The sequence below is a fragment of the Actinomadura pelletieri DSM 43383 genome (assembly GCF_003634705.1).
GTDB classification, from domain to species: Bacteria; Actinomycetota; Actinomycetes; order Streptosporangiales; family Streptosporangiaceae; genus Spirillospora; species Spirillospora pelletieri.
In genome coordinates this window covers 231,069-255,265 of the sequence record NZ_RBWU01000005.1, presented here as the reverse complement: position 1 = coordinate 255,265, position 24,197 = coordinate 231,069, and the positions used below count along the sequence as shown (strand labels likewise).

Annotated in this window: 27 protein-coding genes; 14 read left to right on the top strand and 13 right to left on the bottom strand. The window is 70.6% G+C overall.

All coding sequences use genetic code 11. The features are described from left to right. The first annotated feature begins 74 nt into the window (after positions 1 to 74). Positions 75 to 974 carry an RNA polymerase sigma-70 factor gene (locus BZB76_RS23005; RefSeq protein WP_121436487.1) on the top strand — a complete coding sequence of 300 codons (900 nt, stop codon included), beginning with the start codon at positions 75 to 77 and terminating at the stop codon, positions 972 to 974. A 34-nt stretch (positions 975 to 1,008) separates the two neighbouring features. On the opposite strand, the gene BZB76_RS23000 is transcribed toward BZB76_RS23005, so the two are convergent. Both BZB76_RS23000 and BZB76_RS22995 read right to left on the bottom strand, forming a co-directional pair. Further along, positions 1,009 to 1,875 (bottom strand): NAD(P)-binding domain-containing protein, encoded by an 867-nt coding sequence (locus BZB76_RS23000; RefSeq protein WP_121436486.1) that lies wholly within the window; start codon positions 1,873 to 1,875, stop codon positions 1,009 to 1,011. 319 nt (positions 1,876 to 2,194) lie between these two features. Beyond that, positions 2,195 to 2,698, bottom strand: coding sequence for a hypothetical protein (locus BZB76_RS22995; RefSeq protein WP_121436875.1), 504 nt, complete (start codon positions 2,696 to 2,698; stop codon positions 2,195 to 2,197). Between the two features lie 39 nt (positions 2,699 to 2,737). Between BZB76_RS22995 and BZB76_RS22990 the strand changes: the two genes are divergently transcribed. After that, positions 2,738 to 3,685 (top strand): HpcH/HpaI aldolase/citrate lyase family protein, encoded by a 948-nt coding sequence (locus BZB76_RS22990; protein WP_211343144.1) that lies wholly within the window; start codon positions 2,738 to 2,740, stop codon positions 3,683 to 3,685. A 55-nt stretch (positions 3,686 to 3,740) separates the two neighbouring features. Next, positions 3,741 to 4,997 carry a CPBP family intramembrane glutamic endopeptidase gene (locus tag BZB76_RS22985; RefSeq protein ID WP_121436485.1) on the top strand — a complete coding sequence of 419 codons (1,257 nt, stop codon included), beginning with the start codon at positions 3,741 to 3,743 and terminating at the stop codon, positions 4,995 to 4,997. On the opposite strand, the gene BZB76_RS22980 is transcribed toward BZB76_RS22985, so the two are convergent. Continuing rightward, positions 4,992 to 5,384 carry an NUDIX hydrolase gene (locus BZB76_RS22980; protein WP_121436484.1) on the bottom strand — a complete coding sequence of 131 codons (393 nt, stop codon included), beginning with the start codon at positions 5,382 to 5,384 and terminating at the stop codon, positions 4,992 to 4,994. The two genes, BZB76_RS22985 and BZB76_RS22980, sit on opposite strands and share 6 nt — an antisense overlap. 94 nt (positions 5,385 to 5,478) lie before the next feature. Here BZB76_RS22980 and BZB76_RS22975 point away from each other — a divergent pair, with 94 nt between their 5' ends. Genes BZB76_RS22975 through BZB76_RS22960 form a run of 4 tightly spaced genes read left to right on the top strand, consistent with a single transcriptional unit; the run spans position 5,479 to position 8,594 of the window. After that, the gene (locus BZB76_RS22975) at positions 5,479 to 6,129 is read left to right on the top strand and encodes a DUF6758 family protein (RefSeq protein WP_121436483.1); all 651 of its coding nucleotides are present in this window, start codon (positions 5,479 to 5,481) and stop codon (positions 6,127 to 6,129) included. Then, positions 6,129 to 6,959, top strand: a complete 831-nt coding sequence (locus BZB76_RS22970; protein WP_121436482.1) for a PHP domain-containing protein — start codon at positions 6,129 to 6,131, stop codon at positions 6,957 to 6,959. Before BZB76_RS22975 ends, BZB76_RS22970 begins: the two co-directional genes overlap by 1 nt. A gap of 46 nt (positions 6,960 to 7,005) precedes the next feature. After that, positions 7,006 to 7,710 (top strand): MBL fold metallo-hydrolase, encoded by a 705-nt coding sequence (locus BZB76_RS22965; protein ID WP_121436481.1) that lies wholly within the window; start codon positions 7,006 to 7,008, stop codon positions 7,708 to 7,710. Between the two features lie 2 nt (positions 7,711 to 7,712). Continuing rightward, entirely contained in the window at positions 7,713 to 8,594 is an 882-nt protein-coding gene (locus BZB76_RS22960) for a RecB family exonuclease (RefSeq protein WP_121436480.1), read from the top strand. A 301-nt stretch (positions 8,595 to 8,895) separates the two neighbouring features. Here BZB76_RS22960 and BZB76_RS22955 read toward each other — a convergent pair whose 3' ends face one another. The 4 genes from BZB76_RS22955 to BZB76_RS22940 all read right to left on the bottom strand — a co-directional run bounded on the left by BZB76_RS22955 (position 8,896) and on the right by BZB76_RS22940 (position 12,446). Then, a complete protein-coding gene (locus tag BZB76_RS22955; RefSeq protein WP_121436479.1) occupies positions 8,896 to 9,633 on the bottom strand; it encodes a sporulation protein in 738 nt (245 codons plus the stop codon). A gap of 114 nt (positions 9,634 to 9,747) precedes the next feature. Beyond that, positions 9,748 to 10,560 (bottom strand): alpha/beta fold hydrolase, encoded by an 813-nt coding sequence (locus BZB76_RS22950; RefSeq protein ID WP_121436873.1) that lies wholly within the window; start codon positions 10,558 to 10,560, stop codon positions 9,748 to 9,750. 72 nt (positions 10,561 to 10,632) lie between these two features. Next, positions 10,633 to 10,824, bottom strand: coding sequence for a DUF1059 domain-containing protein (locus tag BZB76_RS22945; RefSeq protein WP_121436478.1), 192 nt, complete (start codon positions 10,822 to 10,824; stop codon positions 10,633 to 10,635). A 116-nt stretch (positions 10,825 to 10,940) separates the two neighbouring features. Beyond that, positions 10,941 to 12,446: a CHAP domain-containing protein gene (locus tag BZB76_RS22940; protein ID WP_147449501.1), complete on the bottom strand. Its 1,506-nt coding sequence runs from the start codon at positions 12,444 to 12,446 to the stop codon at positions 10,941 to 10,943. A gap of 190 nt (positions 12,447 to 12,636) precedes the next feature. On the opposite strand from BZB76_RS22940, the gene BZB76_RS22935 reads away from it, so the two are divergent. Beyond that, entirely contained in the window at positions 12,637 to 13,140 is a 504-nt protein-coding gene (locus BZB76_RS22935; protein WP_121436476.1) for a DinB family protein, read from the top strand. A 3-nt stretch (positions 13,141 to 13,143) separates the two neighbouring features. Here the strand turns inward: BZB76_RS22935 and BZB76_RS22930 are convergent, their stop codons facing one another. The 3 genes from BZB76_RS22930 to BZB76_RS22920 form a co-directional block, all read right to left on the bottom strand. Further along, a complete protein-coding gene (locus tag BZB76_RS22930) occupies positions 13,144 to 15,390 on the bottom strand; it encodes an NACHT domain-containing protein (protein WP_121436475.1) in 2,247 nt (748 codons plus the stop codon). A gap of 85 nt (positions 15,391 to 15,475) precedes the next feature. Beyond that, positions 15,476 to 15,787 carry a DUF397 domain-containing protein gene (locus BZB76_RS22925; protein WP_121436474.1) on the bottom strand — a complete coding sequence of 104 codons (312 nt, stop codon included), beginning with the start codon at positions 15,785 to 15,787 and terminating at the stop codon, positions 15,476 to 15,478. Between the two features lie 113 nt (positions 15,788 to 15,900). After that, entirely contained in the window at positions 15,901 to 16,758 is an 858-nt protein-coding gene (locus BZB76_RS22920; RefSeq protein WP_121436473.1) for a helix-turn-helix domain-containing protein, read from the bottom strand. A 202-nt stretch (positions 16,759 to 16,960) separates the two neighbouring features. On the opposite strand from BZB76_RS22920, the gene BZB76_RS22915 reads away from it, so the two are divergent. The 4 genes from BZB76_RS22915 (at position 16,961) to BZB76_RS22895 (ending at position 19,617) form a co-directional block, all read left to right on the top strand. Beyond that, a complete protein-coding gene (locus BZB76_RS22915; protein ID WP_121436472.1) occupies positions 16,961 to 17,245 on the top strand; it encodes a hypothetical protein in 285 nt (94 codons plus the stop codon). Beyond that, the gene (locus BZB76_RS22910; protein ID WP_337959766.1) at positions 17,155 to 17,727 is read left to right on the top strand and encodes an ATP-binding protein; all 573 of its coding nucleotides are present in this window, start codon (positions 17,155 to 17,157) and stop codon (positions 17,725 to 17,727) included. The genes BZB76_RS22915 and BZB76_RS22910 overlap by 91 nt, the downstream gene beginning before the upstream one ends. Positions 17,728 to 18,061: 334 nt before the next feature. After that, positions 18,062 to 18,739, top strand: coding sequence for a class I SAM-dependent DNA methyltransferase (locus BZB76_RS22900; protein WP_211343171.1), 678 nt, complete (start codon positions 18,062 to 18,064; stop codon positions 18,737 to 18,739). Between the two features lie 191 nt (positions 18,740 to 18,930). Then, entirely contained in the window at positions 18,931 to 19,617 is a 687-nt protein-coding gene (locus tag BZB76_RS22895) for an eCIS core domain-containing protein (protein ID WP_211343143.1), read from the top strand. A gap of 631 nt (positions 19,618 to 20,248) precedes the next feature. Here the strand turns inward: BZB76_RS22895 and BZB76_RS22890 are convergent. Continuing rightward, positions 20,249 to 20,713 (bottom strand): chromosome partitioning protein, encoded by a 465-nt coding sequence (locus tag BZB76_RS22890; protein ID WP_121436468.1) that lies wholly within the window; start codon positions 20,711 to 20,713, stop codon positions 20,249 to 20,251. A 311-nt stretch (positions 20,714 to 21,024) separates the two neighbouring features. On the opposite strand from BZB76_RS22890, the gene BZB76_RS22885 reads away from it, so the two are divergent. Then, a complete protein-coding gene (locus BZB76_RS22885) occupies positions 21,025 to 21,855 on the top strand; it encodes a S1 family peptidase (protein WP_121436467.1) in 831 nt (276 codons plus the stop codon). Positions 21,856 to 21,907: 52 nt separating this feature from the next. Here the strand turns inward: BZB76_RS22885 and BZB76_RS22880 are convergent, their stop codons facing one another. Beyond that, on the bottom strand, positions 21,908 to 22,744 hold the full coding sequence (locus tag BZB76_RS22880) for a helix-turn-helix domain-containing protein (protein WP_121436466.1): 837 nt from the start codon (positions 22,742 to 22,744) through the stop codon (positions 21,908 to 21,910). 93 nt (positions 22,745 to 22,837) lie between these two features. Here BZB76_RS22880 and BZB76_RS34895 point away from each other — a divergent pair, with 93 nt between their 5' ends. Beyond that, on the top strand, positions 22,838 to 23,308 hold the full coding sequence (locus BZB76_RS34895; RefSeq protein ID WP_170180710.1) for a hypothetical protein: 471 nt from the start codon (positions 22,838 to 22,840) through the stop codon (positions 23,306 to 23,308). On the opposite strand, the gene BZB76_RS22870 is transcribed toward BZB76_RS34895, so the two are convergent. Next, positions 23,290 to 24,177, bottom strand: coding sequence for an alpha/beta fold hydrolase (locus BZB76_RS22870; protein ID WP_121436465.1), 888 nt, complete (start codon positions 24,175 to 24,177; stop codon positions 23,290 to 23,292). The genes BZB76_RS34895 and BZB76_RS22870 overlap by 19 nt on opposite strands. Between the last annotated feature and the right edge of the window lie 20 nt (positions 24,178 to 24,197).

Sequence of the window (24,197 nt, the reverse complement as noted above, 5' to 3'; positions counted from 1 at the left end):
ACCCATGATCGACGTCCTGATCCGGAACAAGGGGGGGTAACCGGGCGTCCGGCATCCCATGAGAGGCTGACGGCGTGAGCGACGTCAAGACCGAGCCGTTCGAGGAATACCGCAGCCTGTTGTTCGCCGTCGCCTACCGGATGCTGGGCACGGCCGCCGACGCGGAGGACGCCGTTCAGGACGCGTGGTTGCGCTGGTCCGCCGCCGACCGGTCCGGAGTGGCCGATCCCAAGGCCTATCTCGTCCGGATCACCACGAACGTCGCGCTCGACCGGTTGCGGTCGGTGCGGGCCAGGCGGGAGACCTATGTCGGGCCGTGGCTGCCGGAGCCGATGCTGACCTCCCCGGACGTCGCCGAGAACGCCGAACTGTCGGAGTCGGTGTCGATGGCGATGCTCGTCGTCCTGGAGACGCTGAGCCCGCTGGAACGCGCCGTGTTCGTCCTCAAGGACGTCTTCGGCTACCCGTACGCGGAGATCGCGGCGGCGCTGGACCGGTCGGAGACGTCCGTCCGGCAGCTCGGCACGCGCGCCCGCAAGCACGTGGAGGCGCGGCGACCGCGGTTCGAGGCGGGCGGCACGGAGCGGCGCGCCGCGACCGAACGGTTCCTGGACGTGGTCGTGGGCGGCGACATCAATCGCCTCATGGAGGTCCTCGCCCCCGACGTGACGCTGTGGACGGACGGCGGCGGCAAGGTCCGCGCGGCCCGCCGGGTCATCGAGGGCGTCACCAAGGTCGCCCGCTGGCTGTCCATGGTCGTCGGCCAGAGCTACCGGGGCGTCGAGGCCGCCGACATGCGCATCCGCCGCGTCGATCTCAACGGAGAGCCGGCCCTCATCGTGGACGGGCCGGACGAACCGCTCGCCACGATCACCGTGGAGGTCGACGAGAACGAACGCGTCCGGGCCGTGCACCTCGTCGCCAACCCCGACAAACTCACCTCCGTCGCAGAGGGCCGCACGCTCTCGATGTGACCAGGACGAGTACGCCTTGCCGGCGAACCAGGCGCTAGCCGATCGTCGCGGTCAGGCCCTCGGCCTCTCGCCCGTCCGCGATGAGCCGCTGGATCCTGTCCGCCACCGGCGCCAGCCCGCCGTCGCCGAGCGGCCGCCCGGCCCGCAGTTCGATGAGGTGGCGCAGCACCACCAGGTGCTCGGCGAGGTTCGCCGGGCCCCTCGGATAGTCGGCCCGCTCCACCTCCGACACCGTGTCCGGAACCGCCGAGACCACATGACCGAGCTGGGCCGCCGCCGTGGACGAGAACCCGGCGACGTCGATGCCCGCGGCCTGGACGGTGTCGAGCGCCCGCAGCAGGCCGAGCTGGGCGTCGTACCAGACGCCGAAGAGGGCGAGGTCCCAGATCGCGGCGGCGTCCGGCGCGTCCCCGACGAACCGGGGCTCGCTCAGCAGCCCGAGCGTCGCGCGGTGCTCCTCGAACGCGGTACGCGAGCCGCTGTACAGGATCGTCGCCGCGGCGGTGCCGATCATCTCGGGCGAGGTCTGCAGGCCCGCGTCCAGGTAGTGCGCGCCGAGCGCGGTGACCCGCCGGGCGGCCTCCCGGGCGTCGTCGGCGGTCCCGGTGGTCAGCGCGACGATCGTCCGTCCGGACACGTCCGCGTCCAGCCGGTCGAGGCAGTCCCGCACCGCCGCGTGATCGGTGAGGGTGAGCAGGATCAGGTCGCTGGACGCCGCCGCCTCCGCGACCGACCCGGCCGCCGACGCGCCCGCGTCCACCGCGCCGGACGTCCGGCTCGCCGTCCGGTTCCACACCACCACCTCGTGGCCACCGCCGAGCAACCGCCGCGCCACCGCGGTCCCGATCGCTCCCGTCCCGACCACTGCCACGCGGCTCCGCGCGTGCTTGTTCTCCGCCATGCCACCTACCCTGGAACATCAACCTAACTTCAGGTCAACCCGGGGCCCTGGGGCGCGCCCGCCCGGACCGGCCGCGCGACCATCGCGATGGTGATCATGGCGAGCGCGGTGCAGCCGACACCGGGCAGGACGCAGGCTTGCGCGCCCCACGTTCGAACGGCGCGGGACCGGCACCGACGCCGCGATCAGGAACACCCCCGGCGGCGGCATCGGCAGACCGGCCCCGAGCGGGCGACCCCCAGCCGATCACGACACACCGTCACACACGAGACTTCGAGACACGGCCCGGGCGAGCGGAGTGGGCCGGGGACTGCAGAAACTAGCGGTCGACGGCGCGGCGTTTGCCGCCGAACAGGCGCGGCGGCGGGCCCGCGGTCGTCGCGGGGGTAGGGACGGGCCGGACGGTCGCGTACTCGTCCGCCGCCTCGACGACCCCGTCGACCGGGGTGAGCCGCACGATCCACGACTCGGTGGCCCACCGCTCCACCTGCCCCTCGTGGGAGCGGGCGTTCAGGCGGTCCTTCGCGAGCTGCGGCGCCACGGCGTCCCACGTCTCGGTGCCCGGTTCGACGATCTCGACGGCGGCGGTGAACGTGACGAGCCGTCCGCCCTTGTCCTTGCTGCGCAGGATCACCGTCACCCGTTCGGCGTCCGGCAGCCCGGGGAGCGGCTGCTCGCCCTCCCCGCCGGTCAGCACGTACGCCGAGCCCTCGTGCCACACATGCCAGGCGGCCCTCGGCTGCGGAAGGCCGGGAAGATCCAGCCACAGCAGCCCGGACTTCTTGGCCGCCTCCTCCACCAGCGCCGCGTTCAGCTCACCCATCCTCCGAGGGTCTCACACCGGCGGGATAGCATCCGGGCCATGCGCGCTCGACGTACCACCCTCTCCGTGCCCGGCAGCAACCCCCGTTTCATCGAGAAGGCGCAGGGTCTCCCTGTGGACGAGGTCCTGCTGGACCTGGAGGACGCCGTCGCCCCCTCCGCGAAGGAGGACGCCCGCAAGGCCGTCGTCGCCGCGCTGAACGAGGGCGACTGGTCGGGGAAGGTCCGGGTGGTCCGCATCAACGACCTGGACACCCACCACGCCTACCGGGACGTGATCGAGGTCGTGGAGGGCGCCGGCGCCCGACTCGACGCGATCATGCTGCCCAAGGCGCAGGACGCCACCCACGTCCAGTGGCTCGACCGGCTCCTCACCCAGATCGAGCGGGCCATGGGCCTTCCGGTGGGGCGCATCGGCATCGAGGCGCAGATCGAGGACGCCCGCAGCATGATCGACATCGACGCCATCGCGGCGTCCTCGCCGCGGCTGGAGTCCCTCGTCCTCGGCCCCGGCGACCTGATGGCGTCGCTCAACATGAAGACCCTGGTCGTCGGCGAGCAGCCGCCCGGCTACACCGAGGGCGACGCCTACCACTACATCCTCATGCACATCCTGGTGGCGGCCCGCGCCAACGGCCTCCAGGCCATCGACGGTCCGTACTTCAACATCAAGGACGTGGACGGCTTCACCCGGGTCGCGCGGCGGTCGGCGGCGCTCGGCTTCGACGGCAAGTGGGTGCTGCACCCGTCGCAGGTCGAGGCGGGGAACGAGGTGTTCGCCCCGTCCCAGGACGACTACGACCGCGCGGAGTCGATCCTGGAGGCCTACGAGCACGCCACCGGCGTCGAGGGACGCGGCGCCGTCCGGTTCGGCGACGAGATGATCGACGAGGCGTCCCGGAAGATGGCGCTGGCGGTCGCGGTGAAGGGCCGTGCGGCCGGACTGGGCCGCACCACACGCCTCGACCCGCCGGGAACTGACGCCTAATACGATTCGTCCCACCTACGCGAAAAGCTCGTGGGGGAAATCGGGAGGGGCGCACGTGTCAGAACGAGGGGACGCCGACGGCTGGGCCCCGCTCGACCCGAGCCTCCCCAACGACGAGACACCCCCTCCCGAGCAGCCCCCGCGACCACCCGCTCATCCGCAACCACCCCCGCAGGCGCATCCCTACGGCTGGCCGCAGCCGCACGAGGCGGGCCAGGCCCCCGGCTACGCGTGGCCGCAGGGCCCGTACGGCGCCGCGTACGGCGGTTACGGGCCGCCGCCGGTGAAGCCGCCCTGGACGACCTCGCCCCCGAAGGGCACGCCGTTCCACCGGATGGCCCGCACCGAGGCGCACCGCTGGTGGCGGCCGCTGGTCGGAACGCTGGCGATCGCCGCGGGCGGCATGTTCCTGGCCATGCTGCTCCTGCTCGTCGGCATGATCGTCCGACTCGGGGTGACGGGCGATCTGCCCGAGTCGTCCGGGCCCGACTCGGACACGCTCCTCGGCAACGACACGGCCGACCTGGCGTTCAACCTCGCGGCGCTCGCGGTGTTCCTGCCGGTCGCGCTGCTCGTGGCGTGGGGCGTCACGCGGCGCCGGCCCGGCACCCTCTCGTCGGTCGCGGGACGCCTGCGCTGGCGTTGGATGCTGGCCTGCTCCGGCCTGGCGATCCTGTTCTGCGTGGTGTCGTTCGGGACGTCGATCCTCGCGGGCGTCACCCTGGACGACAAGACCAGCGAGGACGCCCACTGGGTGGGCTGGGGCGACTTCCTTCTCCCCGCGGTCCTGATCATCGTGCTGGTGCCGTTCCAGGCGACGGCGGAGGAGTACGTGTTCCGCGGCTGGATGCTCCAGGCCGTGGCCTCCTGCACGCTGGAGAACGCCAGGCGCCGCGTCGGACGGGCCCTCAGCGTCGTGTTCCGCACCCCGTGGCCCGGCATCGTCGTCGGCTCGGCCCTGTTCACGTCCGGGCACGGGTACACCGGCTGGGGCATTCTCGACATCTTCGCGTTCGGCGCCATCGCGGCGTGGCTGGCGGTCCGCACCGGCGGCCTGGAGGCGAGCATCGCGCTGCACGTGTTCAACAACCTGATGGCGTTCCTCATCCCGGCGGCGATCGGCGAGCTGGACATCGAGCAGGGCGGCGTGCCGTGGCAGGTCGTCGTGGCCGACATCGTCCCGATGGCGCTGTACGCGGCGGCCGTGGTGTGGCTGGCGCGGCGGATGCGCGTCCAGACCGTCACGGCCGGGCCGGACGACGAGGGCGGCGTGCCGGTCGCGTCGCCCGCGTATCCGGCGCCCGTGTCATAGCAGCCCCCACGCGGCGAGCGCGTCGAGCAGGCCGGGGGCCACGGGCAGTTCCCGCAGCTCCGCCGCGGACACCCAGCGGACCTCCGCCGCGTCGTCACCGGCGCGCGGCGTCCCGCCCGTCACCGTCGCCGCGTAGTCGTGGATCTCGTAGACGACCCCACCGGGCCCGGGACGCTCCACCATCCCCACCTCGGCATCCGCGACGGAGACGTCGAGCCCGGTCTCCTCCCGCAGCTCCCGCGCGACCGCCGACACGTCGTCCTCGCCCGGCTCGACCCGCCCGCCCGGAATGGACCACAGGCCCGCGCTCGGCGGACGTCCCCGCCGCACCATGAGCAGCCGCCCGCCCTCGTCCCGGACGATGCCGCCGACACAACGCACCCGCATGACTCCCCATTGTCCCCAACTTTCCCGCGCGTTGCCCGGGTCGGAACCCACCCGGCTTGACGAGCCGGGACGTCGCCGCGCAGGGTGGATAGTCATGAGGGCGGAGCCCAGTTGCCCGCGCTGCGCGGGTCCGCTGCACACGCCGAGCCTCTGGTCGAGCGACTGGACGTGCGACGTGCACGGCGCCGTTCTGCCGAGGCAGCCGTCGAAGCGGCCCGGCCCGGAGGGGTTGGCCGCCGTGCTGCGCGACACGAAGGTCCCCGTCTGGACGCCCTGGCCCCTTCCGCTGGGCTGGCTCGTCACGGGGTTCACCACGGTCGGGGACGAGCGGTCGGGCGGACGGGCGTCGGCCGTCGCCCTGTCCGGGCCGGGGCTGGTCAGCGGCCCCGCCGACCTGCTGCTGATCGCCGAGGAGCCCGGCATCGGCCTCGGCGCCCACTACGCGGGCCTGGACGGCCCCGACCCCGGACCCGAGGTGTTCGACAGCAGCCCGCCGCATGTGAAACTCGACCTCAGCGGGCCGGCGGCGACCTGCGGCCGGTCGGTGCCGATGTGGGCGGTCGGCGCCGAACCCGACCGGGCCGTCCATGTCGGGGAGGCGATGGGGGAGTGGCTGTGGGCGGTGCTGTGGCCCGCCGACGCGGGCGTCCTCATGCTGGAGAACCAGCGCCTTCTCGACCTGCGCGAACCGGGAATGGAGATCGACCTGCCGTACGGCGCGCACAGCCCTAGGCTCGACGACTGATGCGCATCGACCTGCACAGCCACAGCGACGCGTCCGACGGAACCCGCCCGCCCGCGGAGGTCGTCCGGCGGGCGCGGGAGCGGGGCCTGGACGTCCTCGCGCTCACCGACCACGACACCGTCGCCGGATGGGACGAGGCCGCCGCCGCGCTGCCCGACGGCCTGACCCTCGTCCCCGGCATCGAACTGTCCTGCTCCCAAGGCGGACGCAGCCTCCACCTCCTCGGCTACCTGTTCGACCCGGACGAGCCCACGCTCGCCGCCGAACTGGCCCGGATCTGCGACGACCGGGTGATCAGGGCGCGGAGCATGGTCGACCGGCTCCGCGAACTCGGCGTCGACGTGACCTGGGGCATGGTCCGCGCCCTCGCCAGGGGCGAGGCGGTGGGACGCCCCCACATCGCCCGCGCCATGGTCGACGCGGGCGCGATCGCGGACCCCGACGAAGCGTTCACCGCGCAGTGGATCGCCCAGGGCGGCCGCGCCTATGTCGAACGGTACGCGCTGGACCCGGTCCGGGCGGTCGGGCTCGTCCGCGCGGCCGGGGGAGTGTGCGTCCTCGCCCACCCCCGGGCACGCGGCCGAGGCTACGTGTTCGAGGACGAGGTGATCGAAACCCTCGCCGAGGCCGGGCTCGCCGGAGTCGAGGTCGATCACCCGGGCCACGTTCCGGAGGATCGCGCCCACCTGCGCGATCTCGCCGCCGCGCTGGGCCTGGCCGCGACCGGGTCCAGCGACGACCACGGCGCGCTGACCGGTGACCGGCTCGGCGTCGAGACCACCGCGCCGGACGCGTTCGAGCGGCTCACCGCCGCCGCGTCCACCGGATGATCATCCGATGCCGTCGAGTGGCGCGAATCACGGTAGGGTGCGTGGCGTGGACGCGCGCATCGAACAGGTGGTGACGTCGGGGACGCTGACCCTGGACGACACCGAGTACGACGTCGAGAACAACACCTACATCGTCGGCGACGACGACGAGGTCATCGTGATCGATCCGGCGAACGACGCCGAGGCCGTTCTCAAGGAGGTCGGTGACCGCGAGGTCATGGCCGTCCTGCTCACCGACGGCAACGAACACCGCCTGAGCGTGGTGCTCGAGGTCGCCGCCGGAGGGGAGGAGGACGAGGAGAACTGGGCTCCCATCGCGCTGCACCGCGCCGACCGGCTGCTGTGGCGCGACTACTTCGGCCGCCTCGCCAAAGAGGAGGAGGACGAGGACGACGCCAAGGCGCTGCGGGCCCTCGAACCCGACATCTGGCTGGAGGACGGCGGCGTCTTCGAGATCGCCGACGCCCAGCTGGAGATCGTGCACACGCCCGGTCACACCCCCGGCAGCGTCTGCGTGATCAGCGAGCAGCTCGGCACGCTGTTCTCCGGCGACACCCTGCACCGCGGCCGTCCCGGCTCGGTCGGCGGCGTCTACGAGGACCTGCGCAAGCAGCTCAACTCGATCGGCGCGCTGCTGACCCCGCTGCCGAAGGACCTCCAGGTCCTGCCCGCGCAGGGCGAGGAGACCACGGTCGGCGACGAGGACGCCCGCTGGGAGTCGTGGGGCGAGCTGGCGCAAGAAGACGACTGAGGGTGGAGCAGCTCGGTTTAGAGGGCATGCCCCGGCGGCTGTATCCGTGCACGCCGTCGCGACTCAACACGTGGCTGGACTGCCCGCGCCGGTACCGGATGACGTATCTGGACCGTCCGCAGCCGCAGCGGGGGCCGCGGTGGGCGCACAACAGCGTCGGCTCCAGCGTCCACAACGCGCTGGCGGGCTGGTGGCGGCTGCCCGTCTCCGAACGCACCCCCGAGGCCGCCGGACGCCTGCTGGCCCGGGGCTGGCTGACGGACGGTTTCCGCGACGAGGCCCAGTCGGCGCAGTGGCGTGACAAGGCCCGCGAGATGACCGAACGGTACGTCGCGGGCCTCGACCCGGACGACGAGCCGCTCGGCGTGGAACGTACCGTCGCGACCCGTACCGACCGCATCGCCGTGTCGGGCCGTATCGACCGGTTGGACGCCCGGGGTTCCGAACTCGCCGTCGTCGACTACAAGACGGGCCGCCACGTCCCGACCTCCGACGACGCCCGCGGCTCCCTCGCCCTCGCGATCTACGCGGTGTCCGCGTCCCGGGTGCTGCGCCGCCCGTGCCGCCGCGTCGAACTGCACCATCTGCCGTCCGGCGAGGTCGCGGTGTGGGAGCACACCGACGAGTCGCTGGCCCGGCACCTGCGCCGCGCCGAGCAGATCGCCGCCGAGGCCGCCGCGGCCGACGAGACGTACCGCGCCCGCGTCCCACGGCCCCGCCCGTCGGCCGACGCCGAGGTCGACCACACCCCGCACGACGACGCGTTCCCGCCCCGTCCGGGCACCCTGTGCTCCTGGTGCGACTTCGCCCGCCACTGCCCCGAAGGCCAGGCCGCGGCCCCCCGTAAGGAACCCTGGGCCGCCCTCCCGGTCGACGTCACCTGAGACGTGCACCGCGCCCGCTCCGGATGACGTTTGCTGTTGGCGACCGTGCGGGTGCCGAAAGCATGGGTTGACCGAGAACATCAATGACCGGGCGTCCTGCCTGAACTGCTACTGGACCTTCGTGTGCCCCGAAGGCCAGGCGGACGTCACCTAAGACGTGCGTCGCGCCGCTCTGGGTGATGTCGGCCGTCGGTGACTGTGCGGGCGCCGAGGGCATGGGGCGAACTGCTACCGGAGATTCGCGCCCCTCCCATGGCTGCCCTGCCATCGCAGAGCGGCCATCGAAGCAAGCGTCCCAGCGCTACCCCCAGAGGGCTCGGCAGTGGCGGTCCAGCCAGGTGACGCACTGGTCGAGGGTGAGGCCCGCGTAGTCGAACGGGTAGGGGCCGTGCGGGCCGGTGATCAGGTCCAGTGAGTCGTGGCGGGCGATGAACACCGTCTCCAACTGCGCGTTGGGGCCGCGTCCGTAGTCCGCCGGGAAGAAGAACTCCAGCTCCTGCCAGAACTTGGAGAGCTGGTTGTGCCCGCCGTTCACCCGGCCCGTCTTGACCTCGGCCTCGTCGAAGCGGAACCCGAGCGTCTGGTAGGCGTCGACGAACAGGTCCTGCGCGGGCAGGGCGTGGACGGCGATCTCGTCGAAGTCGCCCCGGTCGACCGCGTTGTCGATCTCCAGGATCGTCCGGACGGCGGCCCGTGTGCCGCGCAGGTTCCGGCCCAGCGCGTGCGTGACGGGCATCTCCCAGGGGACCTCGATCGCGAGCCGATGTTCCCGCTCCTCACCGGCGGCGAGGTCGAAGGCCGGAACAGCCTGGAGGGCGACCACCCCCGGGTTGTCCCAGCTCTTCTCGGTCGGCTCGGCCGCCTCCACCCGCGTGACGAGCTGCACGGCGATCCGCTCGACCCGGACGTCTGCGGCGCCGCCCCTGACGGTCACCCGCGCGTTCAGGGTGCCGCCCGGCCGGACCTCGTGGGAGCCCAGGACCGTCGTCACCTCGGGCGCGTTGATGCCGAACGAGCTGAGGAACGTGCGGAACGCCATGTGCGGCCACCTCCAGAGGAACGGTCCCAAAACGGGCGTCCAAGACTAGGGTCTGGGACGCCCGTGGAGCCGCGCGCCACGACGAGAACGCCCGCTTCCGGCTGACGTGAAGCCTTACTCGATCGCGTCCAGAACCGGGCGGAGCCGGACGGCGAACGTCTCGGGGTCCTCCTCGAAGCCGGTGTGGCCGCCGGGGAACATCACGAGGTCGGCGCCGAGCGCACCGGCGAGCACCCTGGACGTCCGGTCGCACAGCTCCCCGGCCGAGTCCTCCCCGATGCCGACGATGACGTGCGCCTTGCCCAGCGCGTCGAGATCGGGCCGCCACCGCGTGGTCTCGCGCAGTTCGTGTTCGAACCAGCGCCGCTCGTCGGCGATCTGCTGGAGGTCGCGTTCCCCGCCGAACATGTGCTCCAGCGCCCCCGGCGGCAGCTGGATGTTCGCCTGCTCCATGAACATCCCCCAGGCCCCGAGTACGTCGCCGCCGAGATAGGTGCCGATCAGCTCGTCCGTCTTCTTGTGCTGCGCGTCGCGGTCGTCGAGCAGCTCCACCAGGGGCGGCTCGTGCGCGATGACCGCCCGGACGTGCTCACCGTGGGCCTGCGCCAGCGCCAGGACGGTGCACGCCCCGCCGCTGGAGCCGAACGCCACGGCCGGTCCCGCGTCCACGTGCCCGATGAGCCGCGCGAGATCGTCGGCGCGCAGCTCCGGCGTCGAGTCCTGCGCGGGATCGTCCAGGGGGCTCCGGTTGATGCCCCGCGGGTCCGTCGTCAGGACGGTGAAGCCGTCGGCGAGCAGGTCGGCGAGCGGCTCGAACGCCGCCGCGCCCATGGGGGAGCCGACGAGCGCCACCAGCGGCCCCCGCCCGCGGACCTCGTAGTGCAGACGTCCGTCGGGGACCCGCAGCGTGGACGAAACAGTTGTCATCGATCCTCCCGGCATGAGAACGGCCATGGTTCGGAGGAGCAGACCCCGAACCTGGCCGAAACTCATCGCCGGTCAGTGCATGGCCGGTTCTTCGTCCTTCAACATGCCGCGGATCTCTTCCCGGAACTCCGGGGTGTCGGCGTGCCCGTGCACGGAGGCCGCGTGCTCGGCGGCGGCGCGGACGACCTCGTCCTCCTCGCCGCTGATCATGAGCGTGCAGTTCATCTCACTGGGCTGGTCCCGACAGTCGGCCACCTTCCGCATGGCGTCTCCCCCCTCTTGGCCGGTCGGCCCGCGAGGAAGCGACATCGCGGCGCCGACCGCTTTCGCATCTCCTTTTCATCGTGACATAAGCCCAGGTCAGACGGAACCCGGGTGGGTCAGTCGAAGCTGGCGATCTCGCTGGTGCCGGGCGCCCGTCCGTGGCGCCACCAGGTCTCCAGGACGTTGGCGTTGCTGCCGACGTAGAGCTGGTAGTCCCCGCCGCTCTTGCTGATGGCCAGATCCTTGATCCCGGCGGCGACGACGAGGGTGCTTCCGCCGCTGCCTCCCGAATGCCACCAGTACTCCTGGACCTTGCCGGTGGCGGCGACGTAGAGCTGGTGGACGCCGTCGGAGTCCAGGCGGCCCTTGACGCCGACCACGTTCGGCAGGTTGTTCACGACATGGGTGTGGGCGGGAGCGCCGGTTCCCTGCCACCTGCTCTGCCAGACGCCTCCGGCGACGGCGGTGTAGAGCATCTGTGTGCCGTCGGGCATGGCGTACTTGTCCACGGCGACGATGTCGTTCTGGGAGATGCCGATGACGTTGCGGGTGCTGACGGTGCCCCCGGGGACCCACGTGGTCTCCCACACCGCGCCCGCGGTGGCGGTCAGCAGTTGGGCGGCGCCGTTGGCCGTGGTGGACCTGACGAAGTCGACCGGGTCGATCAGGTGCGCCAGCCGGGAGTGGTGGATGCCGTCGCCGCCGTCGCGCCACCAGTACTCGTGCGGCCCGTCGGCGGCCAGCACGTACACCAGGTGGGTGAGCTGGCCGCCGTCCGTCTGGTTGAGCGCGATGACGCGCCGCACTCCGGACAGCCCAGAGATGATCTTGTTGTGGTGCAGGCCCTGCCCGGGACGCCACCACGTCTCCCAGACCCCGTCGCCCACGGCGGTGTAGAGGTTGTGCGTCCCGTCGGGCTGCTCGACCTTGTCGATGTCGACGATGTCGTTCTGCGCGATGTGGATCAGCTGAGCCGTGTGGACGCCGTCGCCACCGGGCCGCCACCAGCTCTCGTAGACGCGTGATCGCGTCGCCGCGTACACCAGGTGGGCGCCGTCCGACGCCATTTTCTTCTTCACCCGGACGACGTTGGGCGCGACCTCACCCGGCCCGGAACCGCCGATGTCCTTGATGTGGATGTAGCGGTCGGCGGTGACGTTCTGCCGCGTCCCGTACCCTAGGCTGACGCCGTGGTTGTACTCGGAGACGTTCACCGTCCCGTTCGCGTTCACCGACTCGACGTAGGCCACGTGCCCGTACGTGCCGCCGTTCCATACGGCCACCGCACCGACCGCCGGTGTCTGGTCGACCGCGAACCCGATGGTCTGCGCGTTGTCGTCCCAGTTCTTGGCGTCCCCGAATTGTCCCGCCGCGCCGTTGGGCCCGGCCATTCCGTTGGAGAATCCCGCGCCGTTCTGGTTCAGCTTCCACGCGACGTAACTGGTGCAGTACCGCTTGTAGAACCCCCACGGATCGATCGCGGCGGACGAGTCATTGGCGTAGGGGTAGCCGCCGGTCGCCGCCGCGTGCGCCGTGCCGACCTGCCCCGGAGCCACCAGCCCCACGACGACGAGCATGGACGCGAACAGGAATAACAGTCGTTGCCGCAGACAAGAGCTCACGTTTCTCTCCCCGCACGCGCCGATCGGCGCGATGTGAAAGCGACCACCTCACAGGACGCATGAGGGTGGTGGAGCCCCGGCTGGACAATGGTTCACCCAATCCGCGTGCGACGACCAGTGGCCGTCGTGGACATACCTTCCTCACCCGCGTGAGCGGGCACCATCACCCCGGCCGTGGCAGGATTGTTCGATGGATGATCAAGGAAGAATCGATCCACCCCAGACCGGCGACGAACGCGCGACGCTGGCCGGGTTCCTCCAATATCACCGCGACACACTGGCCATGAAATGCGCGGGGTTGACGACCGAGCAGCTCAGACAGCAGGCCGTCCCGCCGTCGAACCTCACCCTGCTGGGTCTCGTCCGGCATATGGCGGAGGTCGAACGGGCCTGGTTCCGGATCAGGTTCAACGGCGAGCCCCTCCCCGGACGCTGGATCAAGGGTTCCGGTGACGACACCGACTTCGAGGTCGACGACGCCGACCCCGACGAGGCGTTCGCGGCCTGGCACGAGGAATGCGCGCACGCCCGCGCCATCGTCGACGCCGCCGATTCCCTCGACGCCACCATGCGTCACCGCGACAGCGACTTCTCGCTCCGCTGGATCCTCACCCACATGATCGAGGAGTACGCCCGCCACAACGGCCACGCCGACTTCCTCCGCGAACGCATCGACGGCGCCACCGGCGAGTGAGGTTCAGAGCCGCTCCTTGATCTGGAAGTACTGGTTCGTGGTCAGCCCCGCCCTCTCCCACACCAGCCTGGCGGTGCAGGACTTGGTGTCGAGACGGCGAACGGCGACCGTGAGGTGCTCGAAGGATGCGGGGAGCGGCCAGCCACGGAGGCTCTGCCAGCGGCCGTCCGTGATCGTCCGGTGGCGGGGGGACGAGCCGTCCGCCCTGACCTCTATGAAGATCTCGGCGCCGTCGCAGTCGAAGATGTTCATCTGGCCGTCGAGTCCGTCGAACGGCGCGTCCCGGAAGCGGGTGCCCGGACGGAAGACGGTCGTGGCCGAAGCGCCCCCGGGCATCCGCCAGGAGAGGTAGTCAACGCTGGCGCAGCCGTCTTTGAGGCAGTAGGTGTTCGTTCCGCTTCTGGGCTTCACACCGGACTCGTAGTCGACACTCACCTGGGCGAACACCCCGCCGAGGACGGCCAACGTCACCCCGACCGTGCAGGCGTGCGCGAACAGCCGCATCGATGGGACGGTGAAGAGCTTGGCCATCAGGCGGGCCCGCGATGTGTCCGGCGGAAGCACGGCGTAGGGCTCGTCGTCCAGGAGCGCCGGGCCCTCCGCCCTCAGCACGTCCTGAACCCGCGCGTGCCGGAACTGGTAGACCGATCCGGGACGGCGCAGCACCCCGCGCTCCCCGGCGTCCTTGATGAACGCGCCGAGCCGCAACGGGAGCCGTCCCCGGAGGACGTACTCACAGCGGGCCAGCAGGTACCGTCCCCAGGCCGTGGTGATCAGTGTGGCGGTGCCGAAGAGAAGCCCGGCGGCGAGGGCGTACCCCCGGGCCGTGGCGGAGTCCGCGCCGATCGAGGCACCGCCGAACCACGCGCCCATCGCCGCGCCGACCAGGGCCCCGGACACCCCCGAGAACAGCGCCGCGAACAGGCCGTAACGCCGCAGATGGGAGCGGGGATCGGCGGCTTCGCGCTCGGTCGCGACGATCTCGACCTTGTCCGCGAGGAGCCCGGCGTGGAACCAGGCGTTGACACCCAGCACGAGGGCGGCGGTCGCGATCGCGAACCAGAGGTTCCAGCCGAGCCAGACGATCCAGGCGGTCCCGAGCGCGTACAACAGCCAGGACGCGGCCTCGGCGTTACGCGAGGACACGTTCCACCAGCGGATCTCCCGGGGCCCGCTCGCCAACGTCGCGAGCCACCGACGAGCCTTCCGCTCGGGATAACGCGGATACAGGTACTCCGCGTAAACGGCCGGAAGATACGCCTCCAGCACATGCTTCTCGACGTCCGCCCGCTCGGTGAAGGACAACAACGCCTTCGGATCCGACCCCGGCGCACTGTAGGCGACCCGCGCGAGGAACAACATCAACGGCGTCGTCAGTGCCTCGGCGAGCGTCCCTCCCGGCTCAGCACGCAGATGGTCGAGTACGGGCCGCCAACGCTCGTCGTCCCCAACGGCGCCTTCCAAAAAACGAAGGGCGTCGCCGCTCCGGACGGGCTCGATCTCGATGACCGGCGCCCGAGTGAGCCGCTGGCCGAACTCGGTCGCGGCGTCCTCGTACTGCTTGGCCCGGCAGGTCAAGACGAACGGCGTACCACTGTCGAGCGCCTGATCGAGCTTCATGATCACATCACGGAAGGACTCCGCCGTGATCTCGTCCAGCCCATCGAGCACCGGCAAGATACGCCGCCCCTGGACGAGCCGCCGCGCCATCTCCTGGTCACCCAACAGCGGATGATCCTCCAGCAGCCGCTTCTCCATCCACGCCTCAAGCGGCATGGTGTGCGGACGCCACGACGACATCTGAAAGAGCACCGGCACCGGCCCGTCAGGCTCGCGCGCCCGCAACAGACCGTGCGCCAGCAGCGTTGCCTGCACGCTCTTCCCGGCCCCGGGCTCCCCGAGGATCACCAACTGCCGATCCGGCAACCCCTGGAAAAGGTCGACCATCCGGCTCGTGTCCCCCTCCAGCCGCACTTCGCCGGACACGGCCCCCGGCAGCGGCCCGACCGGACGTTCGGTCTCCCGCACCCGCAACACGATCGGCGCCGGACGCTCCAACTGCTGCCGCTGCACTTCCGCCGACAGTTGCCGATCCACCGACTCGGCAAGCAGCCTGACGGCCCGGCTTTCCGGCGACCGCCCGTCCACGATGACCTGCTGAACGAGCGCAACGTCCCCGCCCACCCGGTTCTCAGCGACGCTCTGCTTCCCGAACCTGGCGACGACGTCCGGCTTCCGCTTCCACGCCATCAGCCGCCCCGGCGCATCGTCGGACCCATCCCCCAAGCATCCCAACAACGACCGACGCCGTCACGAAAAGCCGCCCACCAAGCCCCTAACGCAGGTCGAGCCGCCCACTCTTCACAGCACTGAGGAAGACACCCCAGGCCTCGACCCCAAAGCCGAGTACCGGCCCGTCCGGATCATTGGAGTCCCGCGCCAACACCATCGCCTCGTCGCCAGCGATCTCAACGCAGTTACCTTCGTCGGTGCTCCGGCTGCTCTTCCGCCATGCGCTCAACTCCACGCAGTTGCCCTCTTGGGCGCTGTGGCTGCTGGTGCGCCAGGCACCCACTTCGACACAGTGTCCTTCGTCGGCGCTCCTGCGACTCTTGCGCCAGATAACGCGGGAGAGATTCACGAGCATCGTTCACGCCTCTCATCGGCCAGCTAGCGTCGGTACCGACGTGAGCATTGCCGGGAAGGCAGCCGTTCTCGATCGACGCCTCTGCGCGAGTCAACCCACATCGGTTACAGACACTAGGACATTTCGTCAGCTACCCTAACAATCAAGGCGCGAGACTCGCCTGGACCTAGCGCTCTGGCGCGTAGCTGATCGAAGAGTCCGATGTAGTGCTCAACGTCGGTCGGATCTTCCAAGTACACACTCCCGCGGCGATACTGAACGTATACGACATCCGAGTCGGCGGGATGCGGGAAACGAAGGACGGTGCAAGGGCCGTGCATGGCTGGGTGGGCACCGGCGCTGAACGGCAGGACGAGCAGATTGATATGGCTCATCTGTGACAGCTCGACGAGATGGTTGAGCTGAGCTCGCATGGTTTCCTCCCCTCCAACCTGTCTGCGGATGGCGCCCTCGTTGAGGACGGCCCATAGCCTTGGCGCGTCGTTGCTGGTCAACCGCTCCTTCCGCCTCAGCCGGAGGGCGACTCGTCGCTCCAGCTCGCCTTCGGGCGGTGGCTGAAGATTGGCGAGCGAGACCGCGCGAATGTAGTCCTCGATCTGAAGTGGACCGGGAATCGTCTCTGGCGAATAGTCAAGTATCTCGGCGGCCTCCTCTTCCAGGCCGACGTAGACCTCGAACCACTTAGGCATGGCACTGGAGTACTGATGCCACCAGCCGCGCTTGCGGGCATCCTTGGCGACCTGCAAGAAGGCTTCGCGCTCTTCCCCGGTGACGCCGTACACCTCCAACATCAGAGACACTTCACCTACCCGCGCGCCGCTCTGGCCTGTCTCGATGCGTGTGATCGTTACGGGCGCGCAGCCGATCTGGTCGGCGACCTGTTCTCGCGTTAGCCCAGCCTCCTTGCGGAGTCGTCGGAGCTCAGCGGCGACGCGACGCTTGCGGACGGTTGGGCTTTTGCGGGTGGTCACCTTGTCCTCCTAATGCCCCATTTAGGGTGCTCTGCAACCAAGATCAAAGAAACAAACTGCGATAGTTCAGTTCGTTTCTGTTGCGGATTGGACGTCGTCGGCTCACACTCTGACCGTAGCGACAATCACGCACGGTAGGTGGGTGATCACGGAATAAAGTCCGTGATTTCTGGTGCCCGCTTGCCCGGAGAAGGGGCGTCCGATGATGTCTGTGGATCAGCGACCGCACGAGGTGCGGTTCGGCCTCCTGGCTGATCTCTGTTACCGGCTGGGGGAGCGGCAGCGGTGCACGTCCATGCTCGTCCACCCGAAGGCGGGGGAGTCCGTCCTGTGGGTGGCGGGGGCGGCGTGGCCTCGGCAGTGGCTAGGGGTTGCGGCGGTCGACTACCGGGGGCGGTGGCTCTACGCCTTCGGCGGCCAGTGGTGCGCGGCGGCGGACGTCGCCGAGACCGCCGCGCGGGTGGCGTGGACGGCGGGTGTCCGGTGAAGCGGCTTCACCTGGGGGCGTGCGCCATCCCGTCCGCGCCCCAGAACGTGGCGAATGGTCGCCGGTGGCTGATGGCTCTGCTCGAACCGCTGTTCGGCCCGGAGCACAGTGTCTGTGAGGAGGGCGTTCTGCTGCTCTCCGAGACGCTCACCAACGCGATCGTCCACGGCACCGGTGCCTTCGTGGAGGTGGACGTCTTCGTGGACGCCCTCAACGTCCGGATCGAGGTCACCGACGAGGGCGGCAGCACCCTGCCGCACCATCGCGACGACCCGGACGGCGAGTCCGGGCGCGGCCTGCCGATCCTGGGGGCGCTCGCCAAGTCGTGGGGCTTCGTGCACCTCGACGACGGCCGCCTCCGCGTCTGGTTCGAACTCCCGCACACGCTCGTCCCCGACGACAACGATCGTCCGGCCGGTGAACCCGGTGGCACTCGGACGAGGGTGATCACTTCGACGAGTACGGGAAAACCAGGCCCGTGATCACCCGGAACACCTTCGCGAACCGCGTGCCGGTGCATGGCGTCGGTCGGTGGGGTGCCGGTCACCGGTCGAGACGATGCCGGAGTTGTCGCCTCCGATCGCGACCGACCGTTCGCCCGACACCGTCACGGCGTGGTCGTGGCGTTGGACGTCCACGCTCGCCGCAACGGCCGCGCCGACTTTCTCCGCGAACGCATCGGCGGCGCCACCGGCGAGCGAAGACCATAAATGCGTCGACATCGCCCCTCGGCTCGCGGCAGAGTGGCCGCCTGTGACAAGCAGTGAACTGTGGACTCGTGCGACCGCAGACCGCTACGACGCCGAGGAGACCGAGATGTCCTCGGCCGCCGTTCTCGGCCCGACGCTCGACTTCCTCGCCGAACTCGCCGGGGATGGCCGGGCGCTGGAGTTCGCCATCGGAACGGGACGGGTGGGCGTTCCGCTCCGGGAACGCGGCGTACCGGTTGCGGGCATCGAGCTGTCCGAGCACATGGCGGCCGTGCTGCGGCGCAAGATCGACGAGGAGACCCTCCCGGTGACCATCGGGGACATGGCCACCACCGTCGTTCCCGGCGAGTTCGCCCTGGTCTATCTCGTCTACAACACGATCTCCAACCTGCTCACGCAGGACGAGCAGGTCGAATGCTTCCGCAACGCCGCACGCCATCTGCGGCCCGGCGGCCGGTTCGTCATCGAGCTGGGCGTGCCGTCGCTGCGGTTCCTGCCGCCGGGCCAGGTCGCGGTGCCGTTCGACGTCTCCGAGCGGCATCTCGGCTTCGACACCTTCGACCTGGTGGAGCAGATCCTCGTCTCGCACCACCTCACCCGCGACGGTGACGACGGCCGTTACCGTCGCGACAGCTCCCGGCACCGGTACGCCTGGCCCGCGGAACTCGACCTGATGGCACGGATCGCGGGCCTTGAGCTGGAACGTCGCGTCGCGGACTGGGACGGGACGCCGTTCACCGAGGACTCCGCGAAGCACGTCTCCGTGTGGCGCAAGCCGATCTGAGGTCGACCACCGGACGGTTCCACCCCGCCTTCCGGCGGGCGGTGGTCGGACGCCTTCGGCCACCCGCGTCCGCCGAAGGGTTCTCGGGGGCAGTCCCTCTGCCCCCGAAGGTGCCCTCATGGCCCTACCCGGTCCGGGCGGGCCGGAGGACGATGTCGTACGGATGTGCAACCACGCTGGAGGAGGCGCTCGTGCGCGCGCAGGACACCGGCAAGGACCGGGACCGTGGCAACGAGCCGGCCGGGCACCGGCCCCGGCCGCCTCAGCCGCCCGGGTTGGCGGGCCGGTTCCTCTCGCTCCAGCGGCTGGCCGGGAACGCGGCCGTCTCCGGCGCGATCGTCGAGGCCCGGCACCAGCACGGGCCCGGGTGCGGGCACGCGAATCCCTCGGTGCAGCGCCGCGTGGACACCGATCTGCACGAGCACGGTCCGGGATGCGGCCACGGGGAGACACCCGTGCAGCGCCGGGTGTCGCCGACCGAGGCGATCGCCACCCCCGGCAGGCCGCTGCCCGCGCACATCGTCGAGCGCATGGAGCAGGCGTACCCGATGAAGTTCGGCCACGTCCGTATCCATGACGGTCCCGTCGCGCAGCGTTCGGCGGACGACCACGGCGCCATGGCCTACACCACCGGCTCGCACATCATCAGTGGCCGGTCGGGCCTCGACGACGAGACGCTGTACCACGAGGCCGGACACGTCTGGCAGCAGGCCATGGGCGAGGTGGCCGGCACCGACGACGGGACCGGGACGAAGATCTCCAGCCCCCGCGACCCCTTCGAGGTGCAGGCCTCCGAGAACGGGCGGCGGATGGCGCGGGGAGAGGCCCCCGACCTGACGTCGCCCGGGGACCGCGCCACCGGTGGCGGGCGCGTTTAGCGCGCCGCCATGCATGTCCAGCGGGCGTCGGGCAACCCAAGCCCCACCTGCTCCCGCAGTCCCAGCCCTACAGATCGTCGTCTGCGCCGACCCCACGCTGTGGGAGAAGTACGCGGCCAACCGGCAGCTTTACCACCAGTGGCTGATCTCACGGCAAAAGGGACTGACGGCCTCGGGGAAGGGCCGCAGCGATCGGATCTTCTGGTCCACGGGCAGCCGACCGCACCATGACGGCACGAAGCCGCCGCCCGAGGGCGGAGGTTCCTGAAGCTGGTGGCCGATGCGGGGTCGGCCGAAGACAGAGGGCGCGCCATCCCCGCGCCGTCCACTCGTGAGCGAGTTGCCCGGCCGGCCGGGTCTTGCCCTGCCCGCCGGGGCCGCGCACGAGTCGCACCGGCAGCGGCACCGGCTCGTCCCGCCACTCCCGTGACCGCCGCCGTTCCTCGGTGCGGCCGGTGAACCCGACCAGCTCGTTGGACGCCCGCAGCAGCACGCTCGGCCGCTCCCACGCCCGCGAGCCGGGCCGAATTCGCGGGCGCGCGGACGGGACAGGTCTCCGGCGGCCTGGAACACCTTCGCGAACCCCGAGGCGACCGCGTGCCGCGCACGCCTTCCGCCGGTGGGGTGCCGGTCATCGGTCGTTGAACGTCTGGTCCCGTCCGGCCTGGTAGACGACGGCGTCTCCGGACGCCTTCGCGTGCTGGGCGGTGTTCGTCGCGTCGTCGCCGGTCGAGACGATGCCGGAGTTGTCGCCGCCGATCGCGACCGACCGCTCACCCGACGCCGTCACGGCGCGCTCGGCGCGCTGGAGATCCTCCACCAGGCATCGCAACCGCTCCGCGAAGTCGGGGTCGGTGTCGGCCTCCTCGGCGACCGCGTCCGTGACCCGTCGCACCGTCCGGTCGCTCACCGGCCCGACCATCGCCTGCTCGGCCAGGAGCGCCAGCGCCGGATCGGCGCCCAGCCGGGCGACGATCAGGTCGTGGACCGCGTCCATCCCCGCGTCCAGCGCCCGCTCCGCCTCCGAATCCGCCCGCCGAAGCCTCCGCACCAGAAACCCGACCGCGGTCTCCGCCACCCACTCGGTCCCCGTCACCGGACGCCTCCTTTCCGCCTCCTGCCCGCACGGGACAGAACCTATTGGTGCACACTTTCATCGGTCCGGCCCCCAGTCACCCACAATGATCCAGACCGAATCCGGCCGATCTTCGCGGCAGAGGATCGGGCTCGGGGTTTTCGAACCGCACGGGACCGGCGATCCGACGCCCGCCGACGGTCTTTCCCGGGCCCGGCGAAGTACAGGTCGCCGTACCGAGGTTGACGTGGTGGCTGGATCGTCTGCTGTGGTCGGCGGGTCCTAGCGTCGAAGCGCAAGATCATCCCTTCGACATCGGGAGGACGTGCACCGTGCACAATCTCCGATTCGCGCTGCTCGCGTGGGCCGTGACGCTGCTGGGGCTCGGCCTCGGGACGCCGGCCGCGCTGGCCGGACCCGAGCCCGGCGGCGGCCCCTCCACCATGATCATTGGTGGGCGGGACGCGACCGAACCGTATCCGTTCATGGCCTCGTTGCAGAGCGACGAGGTCGGGCACTTCTGCGGAGGCAGCCTGATCGACCCCGAATGGGTCGTCACCGCCTTTCACTGCGTGGATTTCGGTACCGAACCCGAGGACGTCCGGCTCCGGATCGGCAGTCCCCACAAGTCGGAAGGCGGAAGCCTTCGCGGCGCGGAGCGGATCGTCCTGCACCCCGAGGGCGACCCCTCCTATTTCGACATCGCGCTGATCCAGCTCGACGAGCCCGTCTCGTACGCCCCGGTCGCGTTGGACGTCCGCCCGCCCACCGGTACCCGGGTCCGGATGCTCGGATGGGGATGCACCGCGCCCAAGAGGGACGTCGACCGCTGCCCCAGCGACATGCCCGAGACGTTGCAGCAGCTCGACTCGACCGTCCACCAGGTCGCGGAATGCGTGAACGTGAGAGCGCCCATCGAGAAGAACACCGAGCTGTGCGCCGGTAACCCGGCGGGCGACACCGACGTCGGCGGCCCCTGCTTCGGAGATTCCGGTGGGCCGTTGCTGCGCCGGACCGCCACCGGTTGGCGGTTGCTCGGCGCGTTCAGCCGCGTCGAGATCCCGCGTGACAGCCACATCGCCGACTGTTCGACGGGGTTGGGCATCTACACCGATGTGACCGTGCATCGGGAATGGCTGGAGAGCGTGATGTCCGGCTCGTAGCGGTCGGGGCGAGGTCGGTCCGGAGAGGGGGCCGGACCGGCCTCGCCGTCCGCTAGACGTTCAGGGCGGCGCGGTGGGTTTCGAGGAGGACGCGGGAATCGGCGGCGGTGAGGGTGACGGCCTCGAGATCGGTCCACGTGTCCCACAGGTCGGCGCTGGCCGCGTCGATGCCGAGGGCGGTGTGGACGATGGAGACCCGGTCGGTGACGCCGGGGAAGTCCAGGACGTCGAAGGAGCCGTTCAGGCCCGCGTGGCCACCCGTGGACGTGGGAATGACGCGGACCGTCGACCGGCCGTCGGCGCCGAGGTCGAGCAGGTGGGTCAGCTGGGCGTGCATGACGGCCGGTGGGCCGCCGTGATGCTCCAGCATGTAGCCGTCGAGGATCACGTCGAAGGTGCGGGGCTCGCCGCCGGGGCGGTGGCGCTGGCGGTGGGCGAGCAGGTCCCACTCCTCGTCGACGTCCACCTCGGGGACGTTGTGCTCGAAGATCAGCCGGGCGTACGCCTCGCAGCGGACGAGTTCCGGTATCCGCGCGATGCCGAAGGTGTGGATCAGCGGCGACTCCGACTCGACGGTGTAGATGTCGCGGACCAGTGCCTTCAGCCTGCCGACATGGCGGGCCAGCCACGGCGGGCCGTCCGGGCGGGACGCGAGGTCGACCAGGAAGTCGCGGAGTTTGAGCGGCGCGCCGTAGGCGTCCAGGATCGCGGCGACCTCGTCGGGCGTGACGTGCCCGAAGCCCGTCTCGACGCGGGCGAGCCAGTCGGCGTTCCGGTTGAGGAGCGAGGCCGCGTCGGTGTAGGACAGTTCGAGGATTTCCCGGATCTTTCGCAGTTGTTGCCCCAGGCTCCGGGCATTGATGTTCGGGGCTCGGTAATCCACCGGCATACGCCCAGCCTAGGGCGAATTCGGCTCCGGTGTGCGGTCTTTCGGTAGCCGAACGTGATCGCGACGACAATGGTCTGATCGCGAAGGAGAGGCATGGCTGACTTATCGAGCGACGGGCCGGACCGCCTGACCGAGGCGCGGGCCGGGCTCGGGGAGTGGGCGCGGGAGGGGCGCGACGCCGCGCTGTCGATGGCCGAGGAACTCGGGGTGCCCGCGCGGGACGTCGAGGAGGACCCGCTGGTCCTGCTCGGCCCCTGGGACGGGTTCCTGTCGAGCCTCCCCCTCGGCGAGTTCGACGACGACGACCGGTCGTGGCTCCGGACACAGATCGCCGCGTTCATCGCGCTCGTCCTGCTGAGCGAGCATGGCGGGCGCTGGGACGTCGTCGCAGCCGACGACGGCCCTCGGTACGTGGTGACGGTGACCGGTGGGGACGGTCGCGAACGGCACGTTGATCCGTTGGAGGTGGCGCGCGAGGGCCTGCGGCGTGACGAACCGGTCGTCCTGCACATGCTCGGTGACGCCGAGGCCCTCGCCGGGGTCGCCTACCGCGACGACGTCTGAGGGTTCTCGCACCTGTTCCAGAACGTCGTCAGGGCCGTCGCCGTCGTCTCGGGCGCGTCCCAGGCGGGGGAGTGCGCGGCGCCGGGGATGACGACCTTGGACGCGTTGAGCCGCTCGGCCATCGCCGCCTGCGCTTCGGGCGTCCACACGTCGTCGTCCTCGCCGTACAGGACGAGGGTGCGCAGGCCCGTGTCGGCGCAGTGCTTGATGAGATCGTCGACGCGGTCGGCGGCGGTGAGGATCTCGTTGGCCATGCCGATCAGGCCGGTCTCGGAGTTGCCGAGCGTGCGGGCCTTGATGAACGCGACGATCTCGTCCTGGAGGCCGCGTTTGCCGTAGTCGGGCCCGAGGGCGATCTCCCAGATCGTCGGCATGCCGAGTTCCGGGATGGCGTCGCGGAGCATCTGCGCCTTCGTGGCGGCCTGCCCGGTGACGGCGGACGGCCCGGAGCTCATCAACGTGAGCGACGAGACCGGGGCCTCGGCCGCGAGGACGGTCTCCTGGCACACCAGGCCGCCGAACGAGTGGCCGACCAGATGGGCGGGCTCGGGACCGAGCGCGTCGAGCAGCGAGGTGAGGTCCTCGGCCAGGGCGGCACGTGTGTACGCGGACGGGTCGTCCCCGCCGATCGACTCGTACTGGCCGCGCATGTCGATCGACACGACGCGGCGCCCGGACGCGGCGAGCGTCTGGAGCACGCCGAGGAAGTCCTCCTTGCTGCCGGTGAAACCCGGAACGAGGAGCGCGGGACGGCGTTCGGGAACGCCGGAACCCGGCAGGGCCTCCAGGACGGCGAAGGCGCCGCGGGAGGTCTCGATGGTGGTCCGGCGAACGCCGGGAGGCAGCTTCAGGAACCGGGGCGTACTCACAGGTGACAACCATACTCAAA

Bases quoted from the DNA above. Each gene is read 5' to 3' on its own strand.
- BZB76_RS22970 (WP_121436482.1), top strand. From the start codon at position 6,129: ATGCGCATCGACCTGCACAGCCACAGCGACGCGTCCGACGGAACCCGC.
- BZB76_RS22880 (WP_121436466.1), bottom strand. From the start codon at position 22,744: ATGCCGGTGGATTACCGAGCCCCGAACATCAATGCCCGGAGCCTGGGG.
- BZB76_RS22975 (WP_121436483.1), top strand. From the start codon at position 5,479: ATGAGGGCGGAGCCCAGTTGCCCGCGCTGCGCGGGTCCGCTGCACACG.
- BZB76_RS23000 (WP_121436486.1), bottom strand. From the start codon at position 1,875: ATGGCGGAGAACAAGCACGCGCGGAGCCGCGTGGCAGTGGTCGGGACG.
- BZB76_RS22925 (WP_121436474.1), bottom strand. From the start codon at position 15,787: ATGCTCGTGAATCTCTCCCGCGTTATCTGGCGCAAGAGTCGCAGGAGC.
- BZB76_RS22980 (WP_121436484.1), bottom strand. From the start codon at position 5,384: ATGCGGGTGCGTTGTGTCGGCGGCATCGTCCGGGACGAGGGCGGGCGG.
- BZB76_RS22915 (WP_121436472.1), top strand. From the start codon at position 16,961: ATGATGTCTGTGGATCAGCGACCGCACGAGGTGCGGTTCGGCCTCCTG.
- BZB76_RS22990 (WP_211343144.1), top strand. From the start codon at position 2,738: ATGCGCGCTCGACGTACCACCCTCTCCGTGCCCGGCAGCAACCCCCGT.
- BZB76_RS22955 (WP_121436479.1), bottom strand. From the start codon at position 9,633: ATGGCGTTCCGCACGTTCCTCAGCTCGTTCGGCATCAACGCGCCCGAG.
- BZB76_RS22935 (WP_121436476.1), top strand. From the start codon at position 12,637: ATGGATGATCAAGGAAGAATCGATCCACCCCAGACCGGCGACGAACGC.
- BZB76_RS22995 (WP_121436875.1), bottom strand. From the start codon at position 2,698: ATGGGTGAGCTGAACGCGGCGCTGGTGGAGGAGGCGGCCAAGAAGTCC.
- BZB76_RS22930 (WP_121436475.1), bottom strand. From the start codon at position 15,390: ATGGCGTGGAAGCGGAAGCCGGACGTCGTCGCCAGGTTCGGGAAGCAG.
- BZB76_RS34895 (WP_170180710.1), top strand. From the start codon at position 22,838: ATGGCTGACTTATCGAGCGACGGGCCGGACCGCCTGACCGAGGCGCGG.
- BZB76_RS22945 (WP_121436478.1), bottom strand. From the start codon at position 10,824: ATGCGGAAGGTGGCCGACTGTCGGGACCAGCCCAGTGAGATGAACTGC.
- BZB76_RS22900 (WP_211343171.1), top strand. From the start codon at position 18,062: ATGTCCTCGGCCGCCGTTCTCGGCCCGACGCTCGACTTCCTCGCCGAA.
- BZB76_RS22950 (WP_121436873.1), bottom strand. From the start codon at position 10,560: ATGACAACTGTTTCGTCCACGCTGCGGGTCCCCGACGGACGTCTGCAC.